The sequence below is a fragment of the Curtobacterium sp. MCPF17_018 genome, assembly GCF_003234135.1.
GTDB classification, from domain to species: Bacteria; Actinomycetota; Actinomycetes; order Actinomycetales; family Microbacteriaceae; genus Curtobacterium; species Curtobacterium flaccumfaciens.
The window spans coordinates 186,972-206,617 of the sequence record NZ_QKSJ01000002.1 but is presented as its reverse complement, the minus strand read 5'-3'; the positions used below and the strand labels follow the sequence as shown (position 1 = coordinate 206,617).

Annotated in this window: 15 protein-coding genes and 1 tRNA gene; 5 read left to right on the top strand and 11 right to left on the bottom strand. The window is 70.9% G+C overall.

Translation table 11 applies throughout. From position 1 onward, the window contains the following. Nucleotides 1–31 precede the first annotated feature (31 nt). The 5 genes from DEJ27_RS03580 to DEJ27_RS03560 all read left to right on the top strand — a co-directional run bounded on the left by DEJ27_RS03580 (nt 32) and on the right by DEJ27_RS03560 (nt 5,521). Nucleotides 32–2,596, top strand: coding sequence for a transglycosylase domain-containing protein (locus DEJ27_RS03580; protein ID WP_110861436.1), 2,565 nt, complete (start codon nt 32–34; stop codon nt 2,594–2,596). Next, nucleotides 2,593–3,549 carry a metallophosphoesterase gene (locus tag DEJ27_RS03575; RefSeq protein ID WP_110861438.1) on the top strand — a complete coding sequence of 319 codons (957 nt, stop codon included), beginning with the start codon at nt 2,593–2,595 and terminating at the stop codon, nt 3,547–3,549. Before DEJ27_RS03580 ends, DEJ27_RS03575 begins: the two co-directional genes overlap by 4 nt. A gap of 93 nt (nt 3,550–3,642) precedes the next feature. After that, nucleotides 3,643–3,716 (top strand) — tRNA-Pro (locus DEJ27_RS03570). Nucleotides 3,717–3,872: 156 nt separating this feature from the next. Next, nucleotides 3,873–4,907 carry a sensor histidine kinase gene (locus tag DEJ27_RS03565; RefSeq protein WP_110861440.1) on the top strand — a complete coding sequence of 345 codons (1,035 nt, stop codon included), beginning with the start codon at nt 3,873–3,875 and terminating at the stop codon, nt 4,905–4,907. Beyond that, a complete protein-coding gene (locus tag DEJ27_RS03560; RefSeq protein WP_110861443.1) occupies nt 4,904–5,521 on the top strand; it encodes a response regulator transcription factor in 618 nt (205 codons plus the stop codon). The genes DEJ27_RS03565 and DEJ27_RS03560 overlap by 4 nt, the downstream gene beginning before the upstream one ends. Before the next feature lie 106 nt (nt 5,522–5,627). Here the strand turns inward: DEJ27_RS03560 and DEJ27_RS03555 are convergent, their stop codons facing one another. The 11 genes from DEJ27_RS03555 to DEJ27_RS03505 form a co-directional block, all read right to left on the bottom strand. Continuing rightward, nucleotides 5,628–6,689, bottom strand: coding sequence for an LLM class flavin-dependent oxidoreductase (locus tag DEJ27_RS03555; protein WP_110861445.1), 1,062 nt, complete (start codon nt 6,687–6,689; stop codon nt 5,628–5,630). 403 nt (nt 6,690–7,092) lie between these two features. Then, nucleotides 7,093–7,719: a thymidine kinase gene (locus tag DEJ27_RS03550; protein WP_027466399.1), complete on the bottom strand. Its 627-nt coding sequence runs from the start codon at nt 7,717–7,719 to the stop codon at nt 7,093–7,095. Further along, the gene (locus tag DEJ27_RS03545) at nt 7,719–8,420 is read right to left on the bottom strand and encodes a response regulator transcription factor (RefSeq protein WP_035808846.1); all 702 of its coding nucleotides are present in this window, start codon (nt 8,418–8,420) and stop codon (nt 7,719–7,721) included. Before DEJ27_RS03545 ends, DEJ27_RS03550 begins: the two co-directional genes overlap by 1 nt. Next, a complete protein-coding gene (locus tag DEJ27_RS03540) occupies nt 8,407–9,624 on the bottom strand; it encodes a hypothetical protein (protein ID WP_110861472.1) in 1,218 nt (405 codons plus the stop codon). Before DEJ27_RS03540 ends, DEJ27_RS03545 begins: the two co-directional genes overlap by 14 nt. Then, a complete protein-coding gene (locus DEJ27_RS03535; RefSeq protein WP_111090335.1) occupies nt 9,621–10,841 on the bottom strand; it encodes a sensor histidine kinase in 1,221 nt (406 codons plus the stop codon). Before DEJ27_RS03535 ends, DEJ27_RS03540 begins: the two co-directional genes overlap by 4 nt. 170 nt (nt 10,842–11,011) lie before the next feature. Continuing rightward, nucleotides 11,012–12,166 carry an Rv2578c family radical SAM protein gene (locus tag DEJ27_RS03530; protein WP_110861476.1) on the bottom strand — a complete coding sequence of 385 codons (1,155 nt, stop codon included), beginning with the start codon at nt 12,164–12,166 and terminating at the stop codon, nt 11,012–11,014. Nucleotides 12,167–12,224: 58 nt separating this feature from the next. Continuing rightward, the gene (locus tag DEJ27_RS03525; protein WP_110861478.1) at nt 12,225–13,712 is read right to left on the bottom strand and encodes a malate:quinone oxidoreductase; all 1,488 of its coding nucleotides are present in this window, start codon (nt 13,710–13,712) and stop codon (nt 12,225–12,227) included. Nucleotides 13,713–13,808: 96 nt separating this feature from the next. After that, nucleotides 13,809–14,861 (bottom strand): aspartate-semialdehyde dehydrogenase, encoded by a 1,053-nt coding sequence (locus DEJ27_RS03520; RefSeq protein WP_110861480.1) that lies wholly within the window; start codon nt 14,859–14,861, stop codon nt 13,809–13,811. A 43-nt stretch (nt 14,862–14,904) separates the two neighbouring features. Then, nucleotides 14,905–16,170, bottom strand: a complete 1,266-nt coding sequence (locus tag DEJ27_RS03515; RefSeq protein ID WP_017888681.1) for an aspartate kinase — start codon at nt 16,168–16,170, stop codon at nt 14,905–14,907. Nucleotides 16,171–16,286: 116 nt separating this feature from the next. Further along, a complete protein-coding gene (gene recR / locus DEJ27_RS03510; protein WP_017888680.1) occupies nt 16,287–16,886 on the bottom strand; it encodes a recombination mediator RecR in 600 nt (199 codons plus the stop codon). Then, entirely contained in the window at nt 16,886–19,639 is a 2,754-nt protein-coding gene (locus tag DEJ27_RS03505; protein ID WP_111090334.1) for a DNA polymerase III subunit gamma and tau, read from the bottom strand. The genes recR and DEJ27_RS03505 overlap by 1 nt, the downstream gene beginning before the upstream one ends. Nucleotides 19,640–19,646: the final 7 nt, after the last annotated feature.

Genomic DNA, 19,646 nt, shown 5'->3' with positions numbered 1-19,646 from the left:
TCAGTCGGGGGTGTCGTTTAGGCTGCATCCTATGTCTGCCCAGAAGACGTCTGCATCGCGGACCAAGCCCGTCTCAGCAGTCGGCGCCTTCATCGGATTCGTCGGGTTCAGTGCCCTCGCCGGCCTGCTCGTCACGATCGGTGTCACCCCGGCCATCGCGGTCGCCGGTGTCACGACGACGTCCACGATCGGCGTGTTCGAGTCCCTGCCGGAGTACATCGAGATCGGTGACCTCCCGCAGCGCAACGAGGTGTACGCGTACTCGGGCGGCAAGTCCGTGCACTTCGCGACGGTCTACGACCAGAACCGCGAAGAGCTGAAGTTCGACCAGATCAGCGAGCAGCTCAAGAACGCCGCGATCGACGGCGAGGACAAGCGCTTCTACGACCACGGCGGCGTCGACATGACGTCCCTGGTCCGCGCCGGCGTCGGCAGCCTCGCGGGCGGTCTCGGCGAGTCCGGCGGTGGCTCCACGCTGACGATGCAGCTCGTCCGCAACATCAAGATGCAGCAGGCCCTCGAGCTCCCCACGAAGAAGGAGCAGGTCAAGGCCTACAACGAGGCAGTCGAGCAGACCATCCCCCGCAAGCTCGAGGAGATGAAGCTCGCGATCGGGCTGGCGAAGAAGTACTCCAAGAAGGAGATCCTCACCGCCTACCTGAACATCGCCTACTTCGGCGACCAGACGTACGGCGTGCAGGCCGCGGCGCAGCACTACTACAACAAGAGCGCGACCGACCTGACCCCGGCCGAGGCGGCGTCGCTGCTCGCCATCGTGCAGTACCCCGAGGCGCGCAACCTGTCGAACCCGAAGAAGTACGAGGCGAACGTCGCCCGGCGCGACGTCATCCTGAGGTCGATGTACGCCCAGAAGAACCTGACGAAGGCCGAGTACGACCAGGCCGTCGCCTCGAACCCGAAGGACTACGTCCGCCTGACCCAGCCCTCACAGGGGTGCCGGGCGTCGGTCGGCGACGGATCGCAGTTCTTCTGCGACTACGCCGTCAAGGTCGTCAAGGAGATGTCGCAGCTCGGATCGTCGCAGAAGGCCCGTGACGCCGCGTGGCGCAACGGCGGCTACAAGATCCAGACGACGCTGAACATCGACCTGAACGCCGAGCAGAAGCAACTCGTCAACACCTACGACAACAAGGCCGAGACCGGCCTGGCGCTCGGGGCCACGCTCAACTCGATCGAGGCGGGCACCGGTCGCATCCTGACGATGGCGCAGAACAAGGACTACGACCAGTCACTGAAGTCCGCGCCGACGTCGACCTCGATCAACTACAGCGTCGACTACAAGTACGGCAACTCCGGCGGCTTCCAGACCGGCTCGACCTACAAGCTGTTCACGCTCCTCGCCTGGCTCAAGGCTGGTCACGGTCTCAACGAGGTCGTCAGCGGCGCACCGCGGAACATGTCGTCCGGCTGGACCGCCTGCGGGTCACCGATCACCGCGGGCAACTACAACCCGAAGAACGACAGCCCCGGTGAGAGCGGCAACTACACGGTGGCCGCCGCGACCGCCGGCTCCATCAACCTGGCGTTCCTGAACATGGCCCAGAAGCTCGACCTCTGCGACATCCGCGACACGGCGGAGTCCCTCGGCGTGCACCGTGCCGACGGCGGCGAACTGCAGTACACCCCGTCGTCCGTCCTCGGCGTCAACGAGATCGCGCCGATGACGATGGCCGCCGCCTACGCCGCCATCGCGAACAACGGCATCTACTGCAAGCCGATCGCCATCGAGCAGGTCACCTCCCCCAGCGGCAAGCAGCTCGGCGGACAGACCAAGGACTGCAAGCAGGTGCTCGACCCCGAGGTCGCCCACGCCGCTGTCTACGCCATGAAGGGCACGATCGCCAGCGGTACCGCCCGCGGCGCGCAGACCCCGGACGGTACCCAGCTGTTCGCCAAGACGGGTACCACCGACACCGCGAACCAGATCTGGCTCGTCGGGTCGAGCTCGCGGGTCGCGACGGCGTACTGGCAGGGCAACACCGACGGCAAGCTCAACAACCTGCGGCACTACAGCAACGGCGTCAACGGCACGTACGCCGGTGTCCGAGCGAGCGTGTGGCAGCAGGCGATGACCCCGGTCAACGCCGCCTACCCCGCTGGCGCCTTCACCGACCCGAACACCTCCGCCCTCCGCGGCAACAGCAAGGCGCTGCCGGACCTCCGCGGCAAGACGGCCGACGAGGCCCGCGCCGCGATCTCGGGTGCCGGCTTCACCTACGTCGACGGCGGTGCGCAGCCGGGCGCCGGCAAGGCCGGAACCGTGACGTCGACCTCGCCGTCGGCCGGTTCGCTGCTGTCGTCCGGGTCGAGCGTCACCGTCTACACCTCCGACGGGTCGCAGATCACCGTGCCGTCGGTGACGGGCAAGCCCCTCTCCGACGCTCGCGCCCAGCTGAACCAGGTCGGGCTGACGAACGTCGCCATCGCCGAGCAGTACGCGAAGGGCGGCGGCGACAAGGAGTGCCGTGTCGCCTCGGTCGAGCCCGGCGTGCACACCGACGCCAGCAAGGACTCGACGGTCACGCTGACCCTGTACGGCGACAAGAACGGCAAGGCGCCCAAGGACTGCAAGTGACCCGCGGTCGCGCGGCACTCGGAGTCCTCGCAGCCGGTGCGGCCGTCGGTGCCGCTTCGGCAGCGTGGGGCTCGCTCGTCGAGCGCCGTCGTTTCGGGATCCGGTGGGAGACCGTCCCGGTGCTCCCGCCGGGTTCCCGTGACGTGACCGTCCTGCACCTGTCCGACATCCACATGGCCCCGTGGCAGGCCGACAAGCAGCAGTGGCTGCGCGACCTGAGCCTGGTCGAGCCGGACTTCATCGTGAACACCGGGGACAACCTCGGCCACGCGACCGCGAACGCCGCCGTGGAGTACGCGCTCGAGCCGTTCCGCGGGGTGCCCGGGGTCTTCGCCTACGGGTCGAACGACTTCTTCGGGCCCTCCCCGCGCAACCCGCTCAAGTACTTCTCCGGGCCGAGCCGGATGCACAAGGCGGCGGAGCCCGTCGGTCTCGACATCGATCGGCAGACGGCGTTCTTCGAGTCGCTCGGCTGGCTCGACCTGAACGACCAGGCGCACGCGATCGAACTCCGGGGTTCCCGGTTCGAGCTGTTCGGCACCTCGGACGCGCACCGCGACTGGGACCGCCTCGACCTGCTCCCCACCAACGTCGACGAGATGCGCGGTGACGTGCCGTGGTCCGAGGACGAGGACGGCCCCGCACCGGTCGCCATCGGCGTCACGCACGCCCCCTACCGTCGCGTGCTCGATGCCTTCGTGACCCAGGGCGCCGATGTCATCTTCGCCGGGCACACCCACGGCGGTCAGGTGGCGGTCCCCGGGGTCGGTGCGCTCGTCACGAACAGCGACCTCCCCCGTCGGTACGCCAGCGGCCTGCACAAGTGGGAGCACCGCAACCACTGGTCGTGGCTCGAGGTCTCCGCGGGCCTCGGCACCTCGATCTACGCGCCCGTCCGGTTCGCCTGCCGGCCCGAGGCCGTCGTGGTCACTCTCACCGCACGAGCTTCCTGAGCCGACGCGCCCGGGAGTTCGCCGGATGGTCGTGAGCATCCCCGATCATCGGATAGTATTGTCGGGTTGCTCCGGTACGGAGTGATCACACCGCGGGGTGTGGCGCAGCTTGGTAGCGCGCCTCGTTCGGGACGAGGAGGTCGCAGGTTCAAATCCTGTCACCCCGACACTGTGTTGAGACAGTACGAAGAAGGCCCTGGTTCTCCGGAACCAGGGCCTTCTGCTTTCCCGGGTGCAGCTCGACCGTCGGATGGGTCGCACGACCCACGCGGTCCGTTCCTCCCCCGCTGCGAGCACCACCTCCCGCTACGCTCGCAAGCGCCATGCAGAACGACCATCCCCTCGCCGCCGTGCTCACCACGATCGCCGCGGAGTTCCCCGCCATCGCGGACGACCCGGTGCTCGCGGAGAGCCTGACGGAGAACGTCACGTCGATGATCGCCGAGGCCCACGAGCGCTACGCGGCGGGAACCGACGGCAGCGTGGTGAGCCACGCGTTCCTCGACCCCGAGCACCTGGCGACCGGCAGTCTGCACGCCGAGCACGCCCAGCACCCAGCGGGCGCCATGCTCGCGGCGGAGATGCTGTTCGACGCCTACCTGCCGGTCTTCGTCGACGAGGTCGGCGCGGAGTCCACCGCCGAGGTCCTGCGGGCCACCAGGGCCCTGCACGCCGGCATCTGGAGCCGGTTCCCGGCCGGGGCGGTCGCGTACACGGAGGCACTGCGCCAGCGTGTCACCTCGGCGCACCTGGACTCCCGCACGCAGATCGCGCGAGACCTGCACGACCGCGTGGCACACGGCATCCTCGCCGGCTTGCAGCGCCTCGACCTCGTCCTGCTGACGGACCCGCCCTCGGACGAGCGCGCCGCACAGCTCGACGACGCGGCACGGTTGCTCCGGAGTGCGCTCGGCGACGTGCAGGACCTCGCAGTGAGCCTGCACGCCCGGGTCGGGGACGCGCTGCTCGACGACGCGCTCCGCCGGCACATCCACGACCTGTTCCCCGACGACGACCGCCTGTCCGTCGAGTCGATGGGCAATTCCGGTCCTCTGCCGAACTGGCAGGCCGAGGAAGCGCTGACGATCCTGCTCGAGGCGCTCACGAACCGCAGCAAGCACGCCCCGGGTTCGTCGACCTCGGTGCGCTTCGCGTGGTCCCCCGCCGCCGTGGTCGCGACGGTGACCGACGACGGCCCGGGCTTCGACGTGCAGAGCGACGCCGACGGTCGCCTCGGACAGCAGACGATGCGCGAGCGCGCCGCGGTGATCGGCGCTCGGCTCGACGTCGAGAGCACCCGCGGCCGCCGACAGCACGGCACCACCGTCCGCCTGACCATCCCGAGGGGCACCCTGTGACCGTCACCCACGTCGCCATCGTCGACGATCACCGGCTGTTCCGTGAAGGGCTCGCCACCATCCTGGCCGCGGTCCCCACGATCCGCGTCGTCGCACACGGCGAGCGACCGGCCGAGGTGCTCGGCTCCCCCGAGGCCGCCGCGATCGACGTCCTGCTGCTCGACGTCGAGCTCGACGGCCCGCCGGCACGGACGACGATCGCCACGATCAGCCGCACCCGCCCGGACATCCGGGTGGTGGTGCTCACGATGCACCGGGACGCGGTCCTCCGCCGCACCCTGCTCGACGCCGGCGCGGTCGACTTCGTCACGAAGGACACCCCGAGCCGCGAACTCGTCGACCGGATCGCGCGGGCGGCACATGCCGATGCGGCGCCGGTCACGTTCCCCGTCGACCTGGTGACCGAGGCCCGTGCCGGCTCACCGCTGAGCGACCGCGAGCTCGAGGTCCTGCGACTCATCGCCGCCGCTCGCACCAACGCCGAGATCGCCGCCGACCTGCAGCTCGCGACCGGCACGGTCAAGCGGCACGTCTACAACGTGTTCCGCAAGCTCGACGTCGGCTCCCGCGTCGGCGCGGTCGCCGCCGCCACGCGCCTGGGCTTGCTCACCTGAGGCGCCGCGGAACCTCGTGAGCAGCAATGGTCGGGTGCCCAGCGGACACCCGACCATTCCTGCTCACGAAGCGAACGAACCCGACGGAGTGAACGAACTCGACGAGCTAGCCGACGGACGACGCCCCGGCACCTGCAGCCGCACCCGCGGGCACGAGCTTGCCGGCCGCGTGCAGCCCGGCCACGACGTCGAGCGCCTGGTGCCGGTACCGCGCCTGCGCAGCACCGGGCGACACGATCACGCCGTTCGCCCCCGTCGACGCCACGAGCGCGTTGATCTTCTCCGCGACCTGCTCGGCGTTGCCGTAGGCCTGACGCTCGGTGCGGGCCGCGATGAACCGACGCTCGAGGTCGTTGAACTCGTACGCACGCGCCTCGTCCATCGACACCGGCTCGGGCTTCCGGCCCGAGCGCATCCGGATGAACGAGATCATGCCCGGGGCGCTCTGCTCGTCGATGACGGCGGGGTCCTCGTCGGTGACGACCTGCACGCCGATCAGCGCGTTCGGCGTCTGCCGGAAGCGCGACGGACGGAACGAGTCGCGGTACAGGGCGAGTGCGGCCTCGGTGTTGTCCGACGCGAAGTGGTGGGCGAAGGCGAACGAGATGCCGAGCGCGCCGGCGACCTGCGCGCTGTACCCGGAGGACCCGAGCAGCCAGAACTCCGGCACGTCGCCGTAGCCCGGCACGGCGCGGATGCCGGCCAGCGGGTTCTCCGCGCCCATGCCGGTGAAGAACCCGATCAGGTCGGCCAGGCGGTCCGGGAAGTCGTCGACGTCGAGTCGGTCCGTGCGGCGGAGTGCCATCGCCGTCGCGCCGTCGGTGCCGGGAGCGCGCCCGAGCCCGAGGTCGACACGGTCGCCGTACAGGGCACGGAGCGTGCCGAACTGCTCGGCGACGACGAGGGGCGCGTGGTTCGGCAGCATGACGCCACCCGAACCGATGCGGATGGTCGAGGTGGCAGCGCCCACGGCGCTCAGCAGCACCGCCGGGGCCGAGGACGTGATGCCCGGCATCCCGTGGTGCTCGGCGACCCAGAACCGCTCGTACCCGAGCTGCTCGGCGTGCACAGCCATGTCGATGGACCCCTGCAGGGCCTCGGTGTTGGACTGGCCGTACTCGCGGGTGGCCAGGTCGAGGACGGACAGGTGCAGGGTGTCGTCGGTCATGTGGTCACCAACGCGCTCCGGCACATCCGCATTCCACCCGGGACCGGGACATCGACCGGTCAGGACGTGCCGTCGTCCCGCCGCCGCCCGGTCACCGGGCGTCGCCCGGAAGTCGCGGCAGCGACGGTTCGCGACCACTCGACTGACGCATGCGGCCCGCCCCGGACGTGCGGCGCGACGGCCGGGAGGCACGTGGCGGGGCCGCGCCGCGCCTCCAGGCCGTCTGTCGGTTCCGTCTCGGACGTCGGGCGGTCACGACGTGCCGCGCGCACCGCGCGGACCGGTCACGTCCGGTCGGCCGACAGGCGCGCCGCCGACGCGACGTGACCGCACGGCGAACCCGAGCGGGGTGTCGTGACCGCTCGACGAACCGAGCGAGTTGCGTGTCCGCCCGGCAGAGGGGTCAGGCGCCGTCGAGGCGGCCGCCGGACTCCGTCAGGTAGCAGTTGGCGCAGAGCGACTCGTAGGCGACGTCGACGCCGTCGATCGCGACCTGCGAGCCGTCGAAGACGAACCGACCGTCGACCGTACGGGCGTTGAAGACGGCCTTGCGGCCGCAGCGGCAGATCGTCTTCAGTTCTTCGAGGGAGTGCGCGACCTCGAGCAGGCGGGCGCTGCCGGGGAACGCCTCGGTGCGGAAGTCCGTGCGGATGCCGTACGTGATGACCGGGATCTCGTCGAGCACCGCGATGCGCAGCAGGTCGTCGACCTGACGCGGGCTGAGGAACTGCGCCTCGTCGACGAGCACGCAGCTGACGGGCCGCACCATGCCGTCCAGGCGGTCCGACTCGGGGTCGACGGCGCCGGCGGCGGTGACGGCCTGGCGCACGTCGGCGTCCGGGGAGAAGACGATGTCGACGGTCCGGGTGACGCCCAGGCGGGAGACGATCTCACGGTCGCCCTTCGTGTCCACAGCGGGCTTGGCGAGCAGCACCCGGTGCCCGCGCTCCTCGTAGTTGTAGGCGGCCTGCAGCAAGCCCGTGCTCTTGCCGCTGTTCATCGCGCCGTAGCGGAAGTAGAGCTTCGCCACTACGCGAGGAACCCGTCCTCGGCGGCCCGACGGATGAGGTCGGACTTCTTCGAGGCGGGGCGGCCCACCTTGCTGTACTTCTCGCGCACGCGACGCAGGTAGGTCTTGGCGGTTTCGTACTGCACGTTCATCTGCGCGGCGACCTCGTTCGTCGAGTAGCCGGACACGTAGAGCCGCAGCGCCTCTTCTTCACCGGCGCTGAGCTTCGGCCGTTGGTGCGCTGCGGCGCCCGTCGGCAGCGGACGCCATTCCCGGGGCTGCGGGGTCTCGCGGGCGACGCCCATGATCTCGCGGGCGACGTCCATGACCTCGCGCATCGGGAGCGACTTCGACAGGAACGCCGCGGCGCCGGCTGCCAGGGCACGATCGCGGGACTCACGGCTGTCGACGCTCGAGAGCACGATCACCTTCGCGCCGGCGGCACGGCAGGTGCGGACACGGGCCTCGATCGAGACGGGTTCCTTGAGCTGGAAGTCGAGGAACACCAGGTCGGTCGGGAAGCTGTCGCTGTGGACCATCTCGAGCCAGGTGTGCGCGGTCAGGGCCAGGTCGAAGTCGAACGCGTTCACCGCGATCCAGCTCGACAGGCTGTCCAGCAGCACCTCGTGGTCGTCGAGGATGGCCAGCCGCACACGTCGTGCTCCCGGGTTCGGGAGGGACGGCGACCCCTCCGAGAGCCTGTTCGGGTCAGTGCTGGTCATAGGAGAACCTTAGTGCGAGGGCGGAAGGGCGGACCGCGACGTCGAGGTCGGGGAACGTCACGCGGAGGACGGCGAAGTAGGGGTCGAAGGTGCGGTGGATGCCGATGTCGGAGTCCGCGACGGCGAGCTCCATGTCGACGGACACACGAGCGGGTGCGGGCGACCGCTCGGGCCCGGCGGCCGGGGCTGCCGGGCCCGCCACGGTGTCGACTCGTCGCACCGTCGCGCGGAACCCGGCCGGGTCGACGGTCGACGCGCGGAGGGCCGCACGGACGAAGGTGCGGACGACCGCCCGCTGGTCGGTGTCGAGCGTCGCGATGAGGCCGTCGGGGTCGTCGACCACCGGCGCCTGCCCGCCGTCGACCCGGACGGCGTGCTCGAACCAGGTGCGGTCGGCGTCGGCGACCATCGACGCCCGGATGCCGTCGGCGATCGCGCGGGCACGGGCACGGTCGGCGTCGGTGATGACGTCCCGTGTGCGGAGCTCGGCGAAGAACGGGGCGACGTCGCGGGACAGGATCGTCGAGCGGTCCTGCTGCACGCTCGCCGCGATGCCGTCCCGCTCGGCGCGTGCGACCGAGTACGACCCGGCACGGATCTGCACCCGTTCGGCGAGCCCCGCGAAGGTCCAGGCGAACACCGCGGACGCGGCGGTCAGCACGAGCGTCGGGGCCGCGGCCAGGAACGCCGCGACGGCGACCGGCACCTCGTGCGGGAACTCGGCTGCCCCCGCGCCCCAGGTCACGGCGTTCACCGCGGCCAGGACGACCCCGCCGATCGTCAGGTCGGTCCACGGGCGGTACGGCGCGACCATGACGATGCCGGTCGCGGTGATCAGGGACATGAAGTCGTTCAGGGCACTGCGGTCCGGCCCCCACTGCGCCGCGACGCTCGTGACCGACGCCAGGCCGAGCAACCCGACGTGCGCGACGAACGCCGAGCGCGGGAACGGCGCACGGAACGGGCTCGAGGCAGCGAGCACCACCACCGCCGAGGCGGCGACGAGCAGCACCGTGAGGGCGCTGAGCGTGGGGCTGCCCACGACGTCGCGGTCGAAGATCGACACGAGCAGGGCCCAGACGACGCTGCCGGCCCCGAGCACGAGGGCCAGGGGCCGCGATCCCATCGCGCCGAGCGGGTCGTACTGCTGCGCGGTGCGGCGGGACCCCGATCCGGACCCGACGCGCTGCCGGGCCGCCGTCATCGCTCGGTCCCCCGGTCGTCGCCGACCACCGGCACGGTGACCGCGCCGGTGACCGGTCCGTACGGCACGGTCATCATGACGCTCGTGCCGGAACCGGGCGACGACCAGATCTGGACGTCACCGCCGACCCGGCCGATCCGCTCACGCACCGAACCGCGGAGGCCCATCCGGTCGGCTCCGGTGGCGTCCTCGTCGAACCCACGACCGTCGTCGACGACCATGACGGTGCAGGACGCGCTGTCGTCGAACACGCTCACCTCGGCGGCGTCGGTACCCGCGTGCTTCCGCACGTTGGCCAGGCACTGGCCGACCGCCCGGACGACCGCCGACAGTGCACGCTGGTCCAGGCGCTCGAGCGCCGAGGTGTCACCGGAGACGGTCACGTCCAGCCCGAGCGTCCGGTGCTCGTCGACCATGACACCGAACGCCTCGGCCGCCGCACCGGGACGCGGGCGGGCGGCCGGCGCGAGCCACCCCTTGCCGGTGAGCACCGCGATGTCAGCGTCGACCGTCTCGGCGAGGTGCGGGTCCATCGGGCCGTCCGGCGCGAGGGCGATCGCACCCAGGTGGTTGAGCACGGTGTCGTGCAGGATCGCGGACGCCTCGGCCTCGACCCCGGCGCGGTAGGCGGACACGTGTTCTTCGCGCGCAGAGCGCAGGAGTTCGGGCTGCACCCGTTCGCTCCGCCCCGTGCTGCGGGTCGTGAAGAGCACGAGCGCGACCACGAATCCCAGGGTGACCCAGGCCAGGATGAGCGGACGGGGCGACTGGTCGGCCTGCACGATGGCGATCCAGGTCGCGAGTCGTCCGGTCAGGAAGCCCACGAAGGACCACAGCACGACGCGGCTCGGCACGGCCCCGGCTCCCCCGACCAGGATGAGCGGGATCACGACGAGGGACATCAGGTACGAGGTCACCCAGCCGGTCGGCACCTGCTGCTGGACCCCGACGGCGAACCACCAGGCGCAGACACCACCGACGGCCAGGAACGCGATCGCCGAGACCGGGGTGCCGAACTGCACGTGCACGCCGATCATGGCGAGCATCGGGACGACCGCCAGCGCGGTGCCGACGACCTGCACCCCGGGCTCGGACAGGCCGTAGAGCACGAGCGTGATGGCCGCGGCCAACAGGGACCCGATGGCACCGGCGTGGAATGCGCGCACGGTCGACCACGCGTTCACTCGCGGTGCGAGGTGCGTGGGGATGCCGAGCACGAGGTGGATCCTTCCGGGTGGCGAGGGCGCCGCCCACGATCCAACCACCGGAGCAGCGGCCGTGTACCCCGAATCCGGGGCCGTGCGGCGACCCGCACGATGATAGCGGCCCGGACCGGGGTCTTGCTGTCCCCCGAACGTGGACAGGACACGCCGCGGAGGGACACCCTTCAGAACAGCGTCTGCGCCGCGGCCGGCCGGAGCAGCCGCTGGTCGAACCCGGGGTCGGCGCGCTTCAGCGGTGACACTGCCGGCGCCGACTGCTCCTGCGGTAGCGCCTGTGGGACTCCGTGCCGCGGCCCCTGCGGCACGCCCGGCTGCAGGGTTCGCGGTTCGGAGAAGCCCATCGACCCCGTCGCCGGGTCCACGCGCCCCAGTCCGACCCCGTGCGCCGCCAGGATCGGGCGGATGCGCTCCGACAGCCACCGTCGGTAGTCCTTCGGCGCGTAGGTGTTGTCGAGGTACATCGCGCGGTACCGCTGCACCAGGTCGGGTCGCTCGCGGCCGAGCCACTCGAACCACCACGGCTTGACGCCGGGCCGCAGGTGCAGCGCCGAGTACATGATGCTCGTCGCGCCAGCCGCGGTCGCCCGACCGACGGCGTCGTCGAGGTGCGCCCGGGTGTCGGTGATGTACGGCAGCACCGGCATCAGGAACACCGCACAGTCGAGCCCGGCGTCGCGGATGGCGCGCACGGTCGCCAGCCGGGCCGACGTCGTCGGTGTGCCGGACTCCACCGACTGCTGCAGCGAGTCGTCGTACACGGCGATCGACATCGCGAGGTCGACCGGCACCACCTTCGCCGCCTCGGCCAGCAGTGGCAGGTCACGGCGCAGCAGGGTGCCCTTCGTCAGGATGCTGAACGGGGTGCGCGACTCCGCCAACGCCTCGATCACGCCGGGCATCAGCCGGTACCGCCCCTCGGCCCGCTGGTACGGGTCGGTGTTCGTGCCGAGCGCCACCGGGTGGCGGTCCCAGGACGGCTTGCCGAGCTCACGACGCAGCACGTCGGCGACGTTCGTCTTGACCACGATCTGCTGGTCGAAGTCGGCGCCGCCGTCGAACTCCAGGTACGTGTGGGTCGGGCGGGCGAAGCAGTACACGCAGGCGTGGCTGCACCCGCGGTAGGGGTTGATCGTCCAGCCGTACGTGCCCGAGCCGTCCGCGCTCGGCACCCGGTTCAGGGCGCTCTTCGCCAGGACCTCATGGAAGGTCACCCCGGCGAACTCGGGCGTCGTGACGCTCCGGACGAACCCGCTGTTCGACTCCATACCGGGCAGCGCGTCGCTCTGCTCGGCATCGATCGCCTGTCCACTCCACCGCATGCCGTCATTCGAACACACGTTCGAACCGACCGCAAGCCGGAGCGGTCCGGTGCAGGCCTCAGTGGTGCAGGCCGAGCACCTTCGCGGTGCGCTCGAGCGTGGCGTCCGCCAGCTCCGGGTCGTCGCCGAGGTCCTGACCGTAGGTCGGCACCATCGCGCGGACGTCGTCCTGCCAGGCGTCCCACCGGTCCGGGAAGCACCGGCGCAGCATCGTGAGCATGATCGGCACGGCCGTCGAGGCGCCCGGCGACGCTCCGAGCAGCCCCGCGATCGAACCGTCGGCTGCGGTGATGACCTCGGTGCCGAACTGCAGCACACCGCCCTTGTCCTTGTCGGGTTTGATCACCTGGACGCGCTGCCCGGCGGTGATCCGGTGCCAGTGCTCGGGCTCGGCGCTCGGCATGAAGTCGCGGAGCGCCTCGAATTTCGTGTGCTTCGATGCGAGGAGCTGGCCGACCAGGTAGCGGACCAGGTCGAAGTTCGAGAACGCGACGCTCAGCATCGGGCGGAGGTTGTGCGGCCGGATCGAGCGGAACAGGTCGAGGACCGAGCCCTGCTTCAGGAACTTCGGGCTGAACCCGGCGTACGGCCCGAACATCAGCGACGAACCACCGTCGACGATGCGGGTGTCGAGGTGCGGCACCGACATCGGCGGGGCACCGACACTGGCCTTGCCGTAGACCTTGGCGGAGTGCTTCTGCACCACCTCGGGGTCGTCGGTGCGTAGGAACTCACCCGACACCGGGAAGCCGCCGTAGCCGCGGATCTCCGGGATGCCGGACTTCTGCAGCAGGTGCAGGGCTCCGCCGCCGGCACCGACGAAGACGAACTTCGCGGCGATGCGCTGCGTCGACCGGCCGATCTCGTTGCGGACGTTGAGCACCCAGCCCTCGGACACCTTCGAGCGGGTCAGGTTGGTGACCTGGTGCGAGGGCTCGAACTCGACGCCGTCGATCTCGAGCTGGTCGAAGAGCTGGCGGGTGAGCGACCCGAAGTCGACGTCCGAGCCGGCCGCCGAGTACGTCGCCGCGATCGGCTGGTCCTTCTTGCGGCCGGGGATCAGCGCCGGCGCCCACTTCCGGATCTGCGCCGGGTCGTCCGAGAACTCGATGCCCGCGAAGAGCGGGTGGTCACGCATGGCCTCGTACCGGGCACGCATGTAGGCGACGTTGGCCTCGCCCCACACGAAGGAGATGTGCGGCGTGGGGTTGATGAAGTTCGACGGCTCCGGCAGCACGCCGGTCTCGACCAGATGTGCCCAGAACTGCCGCGAGACCTGGAACTGCTCGTTGACCGTGACGGCCTTCGCGATGTCGACACGGCCGTCCGGCAGTTCCGGCGTGTAGTTCAGCTCGCACAGTGCCGAGTGCCCGGTACCCGCGTTGTTCCAGGGGTTCGAGGACTCCTGCGCAACCGTGCCGAGCCGCTCGTACACGCGGATCTTCCAGCTGGGCTCGAGCTTGTGGATGATGGCCCCGAGCGTGGCACTCATGATGCCTCCGCCGATCAGGACGACGTCGATGGGATCCACCTGCTGCTCTGCCACCCGTCGATCCTACCGGCGGCATCCGACAGACGGACAGGAGGCCCGTGGCGGTGTCGCCACGGGCCTCCTGTCCGTCTGCTGGTCGCGCTCGGCGCGCTACGCGTCGACGGAGCGGCGCGCGACGATCGTCTCGGCGATCTGCACCGCGTTGAGCGCGGCACCCTTCCGCAGGTTGTCGTTGCTGACGAACAGGACGAGACCGCGTCCCTCGGGCGCGGACTGGTCGGCGCGGATGCGGCCGACGAACGCCGGATCCTGGCCGGCGGCCTGCAGCGGCGTCGGGACGTCGGAGAGCTCGACTCCGGGTGCGCTCGACAGGATTTCGGTCGCACGCTCGGGCGACAGCGGACGCTCGAACTCGGCGTGCACCGAGATGGAGTGGCCGGTGAACACGGGGACGCGCACGCACGTGCCGGCGACGAGCAGGTCGGGCAGCTCGAGGATCTTCCGGCTCTCGTTCCGGAGCTTCTTCTCCTCGTCGGTCTCGCCCAGGCCGTCCTCGACGAGGCTGCCGGCGAGCGGCACGACGTCGAAGGCGATCGGGCGGACGTACTTGACCGGCTCGGGGAACGTCACGGCGGATCCGTCGTGCGTCAGCGCAGCGGTGTCCTGCTCGAGCGCGGCCTTCGCCTGGCCCAGGAGCTCCTCGACCCCGGCGAGCCCGGAACCCGAGACCGCCTGGTAGGTCGTCGCGACCAGGCGGCGGAGCCCGGACTCGGTGTCGAGCACCTTGAGCACCGGCATGATCGCCATGGTCGTGCAGTTCGGGTTCGCGATGATCCCCTTCGGCGCCTGGTCGATGGCGTGCGGGTTCACCTCGCTCACGACGAGCGGGACGTCGGGGTCCATGCGCCAGGCGCTCGAGTTGTCGACGACGAGCGCTCCGGCGGCGGCGAACTTCGGCGCGAGGGCCCGCGAGGCGGTGGCCCCGGCGGAGAACAGCGCGATGTCGATGCCGGACGGGTCGGCGAGCTCGGAGTCCTCGACCACGATCTGCTCGCCCCGGAACGGCAGCGTCGTGCCGGCGGAACGGGCGCTCGCGAAGAAGCGGACCCGGTCGGCCGGGAACGCGCGCTCTTCGAGCAGGCGACGCATCACGGCGCCGACCTGGCCGGTGGCGCCGACGACGGCGACGGTGAGGGTGCTCATGCGGTGCTCCTGGTGGTTCAGCGGATCAACGGGTCGGCGGGCGTCAGCGGCCGGTGCCGGCGTAGACGACTGCCTCGGCATCGGCATCGAGGCCGAACGCGCTGTGCACGACGCGCATCGCCTCGTTCAGGGTGTCGGCGCGGGTCACGACCGAGATGCGGATCTCGGACGTGGAGATCATCTCGATGTTGATCGACGCGTCGTGCAGGGCGCGGAAGAGCTGCGCCGAGACACCGGCGTTCGTGCGCATCCCGGCGCCGACCAGGGCGAGCTTGCCGATCTGGTCGTCGTACTGGATGCTCTCGTAGCCGATGTCGGCCTTCGCGACCTCGAGCGCCGTGAGCACGGTCTGGCCCTGGTCCTTCGGCAGGGTGAACGAGATGTCCGTCCGCCCGGTCGACGCCGCCGACACGTTCTGGACGATCATGTCGATGTTGGCCCCGGCGCGCGCGACGTTCGTGAAGATCTCGGCGGCCTTGCCCGGCTGGTCCGGGACCCCCACGACGGTGATCTTGCCCTCGGAGAGGTCTCCGGCGATCCCGGTGATGATCGGTTCTTCCACGGTTTCCCCCTCGGCAGGGTTGTAGACGATGGTGCCCTCGTTGTTGTTGAACGAGGACCGGACGTGCAGGGTGACGCCGTGCCGCCGGGCGTACTCGACGGCGCGGATGTACAGGACCTTGGCACCCGAGGCTGCGAGCTCGAGCATCTCTTCGCTGGTGACGCGGTCGACCTTGCGGGCCTTCGGCACGACGCGGGGGTCGGCGGTGAAGATGCCGTCGACGTCGGTGTAGATCTCGCAGACGTCGGCGTCGAGTGCTGCGGCGAGGGCGACGGCCGTGGTGTCCGAACCACCGCGGCCGAGCGTGGTGATCTCGCCCGTGGTGCGGTTGAAGCCCTGGAACCCGGCGACGATCGCGACGTGGCCGGAGTCGAGCGCCTCACGCACGCGCTTCGGGGTGACGTCGACGATGCGGGCCTTGCCGTGCTGGGCGTCGGTGAGCATGCCGGCCTGGCTGCCGGTGTAGGAGGACGCTTCGACCCCGAGGCTCTTGATCGCCATCGCGAGCAGCGCCATCGAGATGCGCTCCCCCGCGGTCAGCAGCATGTCGAGCTCACGGCCGGCGGGGATCGGCGTGACCGAGTGCGCCAGGTCGACGAGTTCGTCGGTGGTGTCGCCCATCGCCGACACCGCCACGACCACGTCGTTGCCGGCCTTCTTCGTCTCGACGATCCGCTTCGCCACGCGCTTGATGCTCTCGGCGTCCGCGACGGATGAACCACCGAACTTCTGCACGATCAAGGCCACTGGCTGGTACTCCCGGGGACGGCGACACCGCGAGGTCACGCGGTCTCACAATGGTAGTCGGTGTTTCGGGGATGTTGCGTGCGAGCGGGCCCGCACGCAAGGATCCTGCGTGGGGGTCAGCCCCCGACGACGCGGCGACCCTCGAAGGCACGACCGAGCGTGACCTCGTCGGCGTACTCCAGGTCGCCGCCGACCGGCAACCCCGACGCGAGCCGTGTGGTGCGGATGCCCATCGGGACGAGCAGCCGGCTGAGGTAGGTCGCCGTCGCCTCGCCCTCGAGGTTGGGGTCGGTCGCGATGATGACCTCGGCCACGGTGCCGTCGGCCAGGCGCGTCATGAGCTGCTGGATGCGGAGGTCGTCCGGTCCGATGCCGTCGATCGGGCTGATTGCCCCGCCGAGCACGTGGTACAGCCCACGGAACTCCCGGGTGCGCTCGATCGCCGCGACGTCCTTCGCTTCTTCCACCACGCAGATCGTGGCCGGCGAGCGGCGGGGGTCACGGCAGATGCTGCACTGGACGTTCTCGGTGACGTTGCCGCAGATCTCGCAGAAGCGGACCCGCTCCTTGACGTCGGCGAGCAGCTCGGACAGCCGGCTCGGGTCGAACGACTCGGTCTGCAGGATGTGGAAGGCGATGCGCTGCGCCGACTTCGGGCCGATGCCGGGCAGGCGGCCGAACTCGTCGATGAGGTCCTGGACGATCCCGTCGTACATCAGGCACCGTCCTGGTGAAGAGCGGTCTCCTCGATGAACTGGGCGTTGAGGATCTCACGCACGACGGCCTCGCCGTACCGGCCGGCGACCGGGGCACGGCGCGCGGGCGGTGCGGTGCGCGCGGGAGCGGCGGCGGGCTGGGCAGCGCGCTGCGGTGCGGCCTGCTGCGCCGGGGCCGCCGGCGCCGCGACTGCGGGCGCTGCGGTTGCGGGCGCTGCGGTTGCGGGAGCGGAGCCGCGTCCGATCCCCGGGTCGGGGAACGGGGCGCCGTCGTCGTACGGTTCGTCGTCGAGCGGGTAGTCGTCGACCGGTACGCCCGGCACGACAGGACCGCCGGGAGGCACGACTCCGGCTCCGGACGCCGCCTGCGGACCCGGGGCGGTCGGCTGGTCGGGCTGCCCGGCCGTGGCACCGGCCGGTCGCGCGGGTGCGGCCGACGGTGCCGGCTTGGTCGGCTGGGGCGTGCTCGTCTCGGCGGGGGCGACCGGCGCGGAAGCCGGCACGGTGCCGAAGGGTGCTGCCCAGCTGGGCTCGACGGACTCCGGGACGGCGTCGACGGTGGGGTCGCTGGCGGGGATCGTCGCGACCGCCCAGTCTGTCACCGGCGCACCGGAGGGAGCGGGGGTCGGCTCGGCCGGTGCCTGGTCGCGCTGCGGTGCGGACGCGGTCGACGCTGCCTTCGGCGCCGGGTCTGCCGTCGACCGGGGTGTTGCCGACGCGACCTTCGGCTCCGTGGCAGGGGCGGCCGTCGGCGTCGGGACGGCAGCGGACGCCGGCGCCTCCGGTGCTGCAGGTTCCGGTGCCGGTGCCGGTGCCGCGGTCGGGGCGGCGGCGGGCACCTGCGCAGCGGGCGCCGGACGCTTCGCAGGCGCGGCCTGCTGTGCCGGAGCCGACTGCTGCTGCTGCTGCTGCTGGGGACGCTGCTGCTGTCCGGGCCCGCGGGCGACGAACTTCACGCGGAGCCCGAGGACGTCCACGATGGCGGCACGGAGCAGTTCGCTGACGCTGGCCGAGGGGTCGGACATCTCCTTGAACGAGGCGACGTCCTGCTGGCTCGGGAACGTCAGCGTCAGCACGTCGTCGCGGAGCGCGGTGACCTGCGCCGTGACGACCACCGACCACGCCGAACGCTTGGCGTGCTGCACGTGCTCGACGATCTGCGGCCAGGAGTCGCGCATCTGCTGGAAGCCGACGGCACCGACGGTCCGGACGGCGGGCTCGTCACCGATCGTCGTGCCCTGACCGGTGGACGACGGACTGACCGGCTCGGCCGCGGGCTTCGCGGGCGAGGGCTCGGGCTTCGAGGGTTCGGGCTTCGAGGGCTCGGTCGAGGTCTGCGCGGGCCCTGCAGGAGTGCTCGGAGCGACCGCTGCCCACGACGCTGCGGCGTCACGAGCCACGGCTCCGGAGTCGGCCTGCGGCGCGACGGGACGCTCGGGCGTCGTGCGAGCCGCTGCCGGAGCGGGCGTCGGGGCGAGGGAGGGAGCAGGAGCTGCGGGAGCCGCGGCCGTCGGCTGCTCACGACGGGGTGCAGCGGCGACTGCGGGAGCGGACTGCTCGCCGGCGCCGGCCTGGTGCCCACCGGCGTCACCCACACCGACACGACGTTCCAGCCGCTCCACCCGGGCGAGGGCCCCGCGCTGGGTGTCGTCTGCCTCGGGCACGAGCATCCGGGCCGTCATGAGTTCGAGGTGCAACCGGGGCGAGGTCGCGCCGGTCATCTCGGTGAGCGCCCGGTTCGCGATGTCGGCGGAACGGGAGAGCCCCGTCGCGCCGAAGACCCCGGCCTGGCGGCTCATGGTGTCGAGCTCTTCCGGTGAGACCCCGCGCAGGACGGCAGCGGCGCTCTCGTTGGTCGCCGCGACGACGATCAGGTCGCGCAGGCGCTCGAGCAGGTCCTCGACGAAGCGGCGGGGGTCCTGTCCGGTCTGCACGACACGGTCGATCGCGGCGAACGCGGACGCCGGGTCGGCGACGGCCAGGGCGTCGACGACGTCGTCGAGCAGGGCGGCGTCGGTGTAACCGAGCAGGGCCACGGCACGCTCGTAGGCGATCGCACCGTCTTCGCTGCCGGCCATCAGCTGGTCGAGCAGCGACAGGGTGTCACGGACGGATCCGCCGCCGGCACGCACCACCAGGGGCAGGACGCCGGGGGCCACCGACACGGACTCCTGCGTGCAGAGCTGCTCGATGTACTCGAGCATGACCGCGGGCGGGACGAGCCGGAACGGGTAGTGGTGGGTGCGCGACCGGATGGTGCCGATGACCTTCTCGGGCTCGGTCGTCGCGAAGATGAACTTGACGTGCTCCGGCGGTTCCTCGACCAGCTTGAGCAGCGCGTTGAACCCCTGCGGCGTCACCATGTGCGCTTCGTCGAGGATGAAGATCTTGTAGCGGTCGCGAGCCGGGGCGAACACGGCCCGGTCGCGCAGGTCACGCGCGTCGTCGACACCGTTGTGGCTCGCGGCGTCGATCTCGATGACGTCGAGCGAGCCGCTGCCGTCGCGGGAGAGTTCCACGCAGCTCGGGCAGACACCGCAGGGGGTGTCGGTCGGGCCCTCGGCGCAGTTCAGGCAGCGCGCGAGGATGCGGGCCGAGGTCGTCTTCCCGCAACCACGCGGGCCGCTGAACAGGTAGGCGTGGTTGACGCGGTTCGTGCGGAGCGCCGTGCGGAGCGGGTCGGTGACCTGCGACTGCCCGATCAGCTCGGCGAAGTTCTCGGGCCGGTAACGGCGATACAGGGCGGTGACCACGCGACAA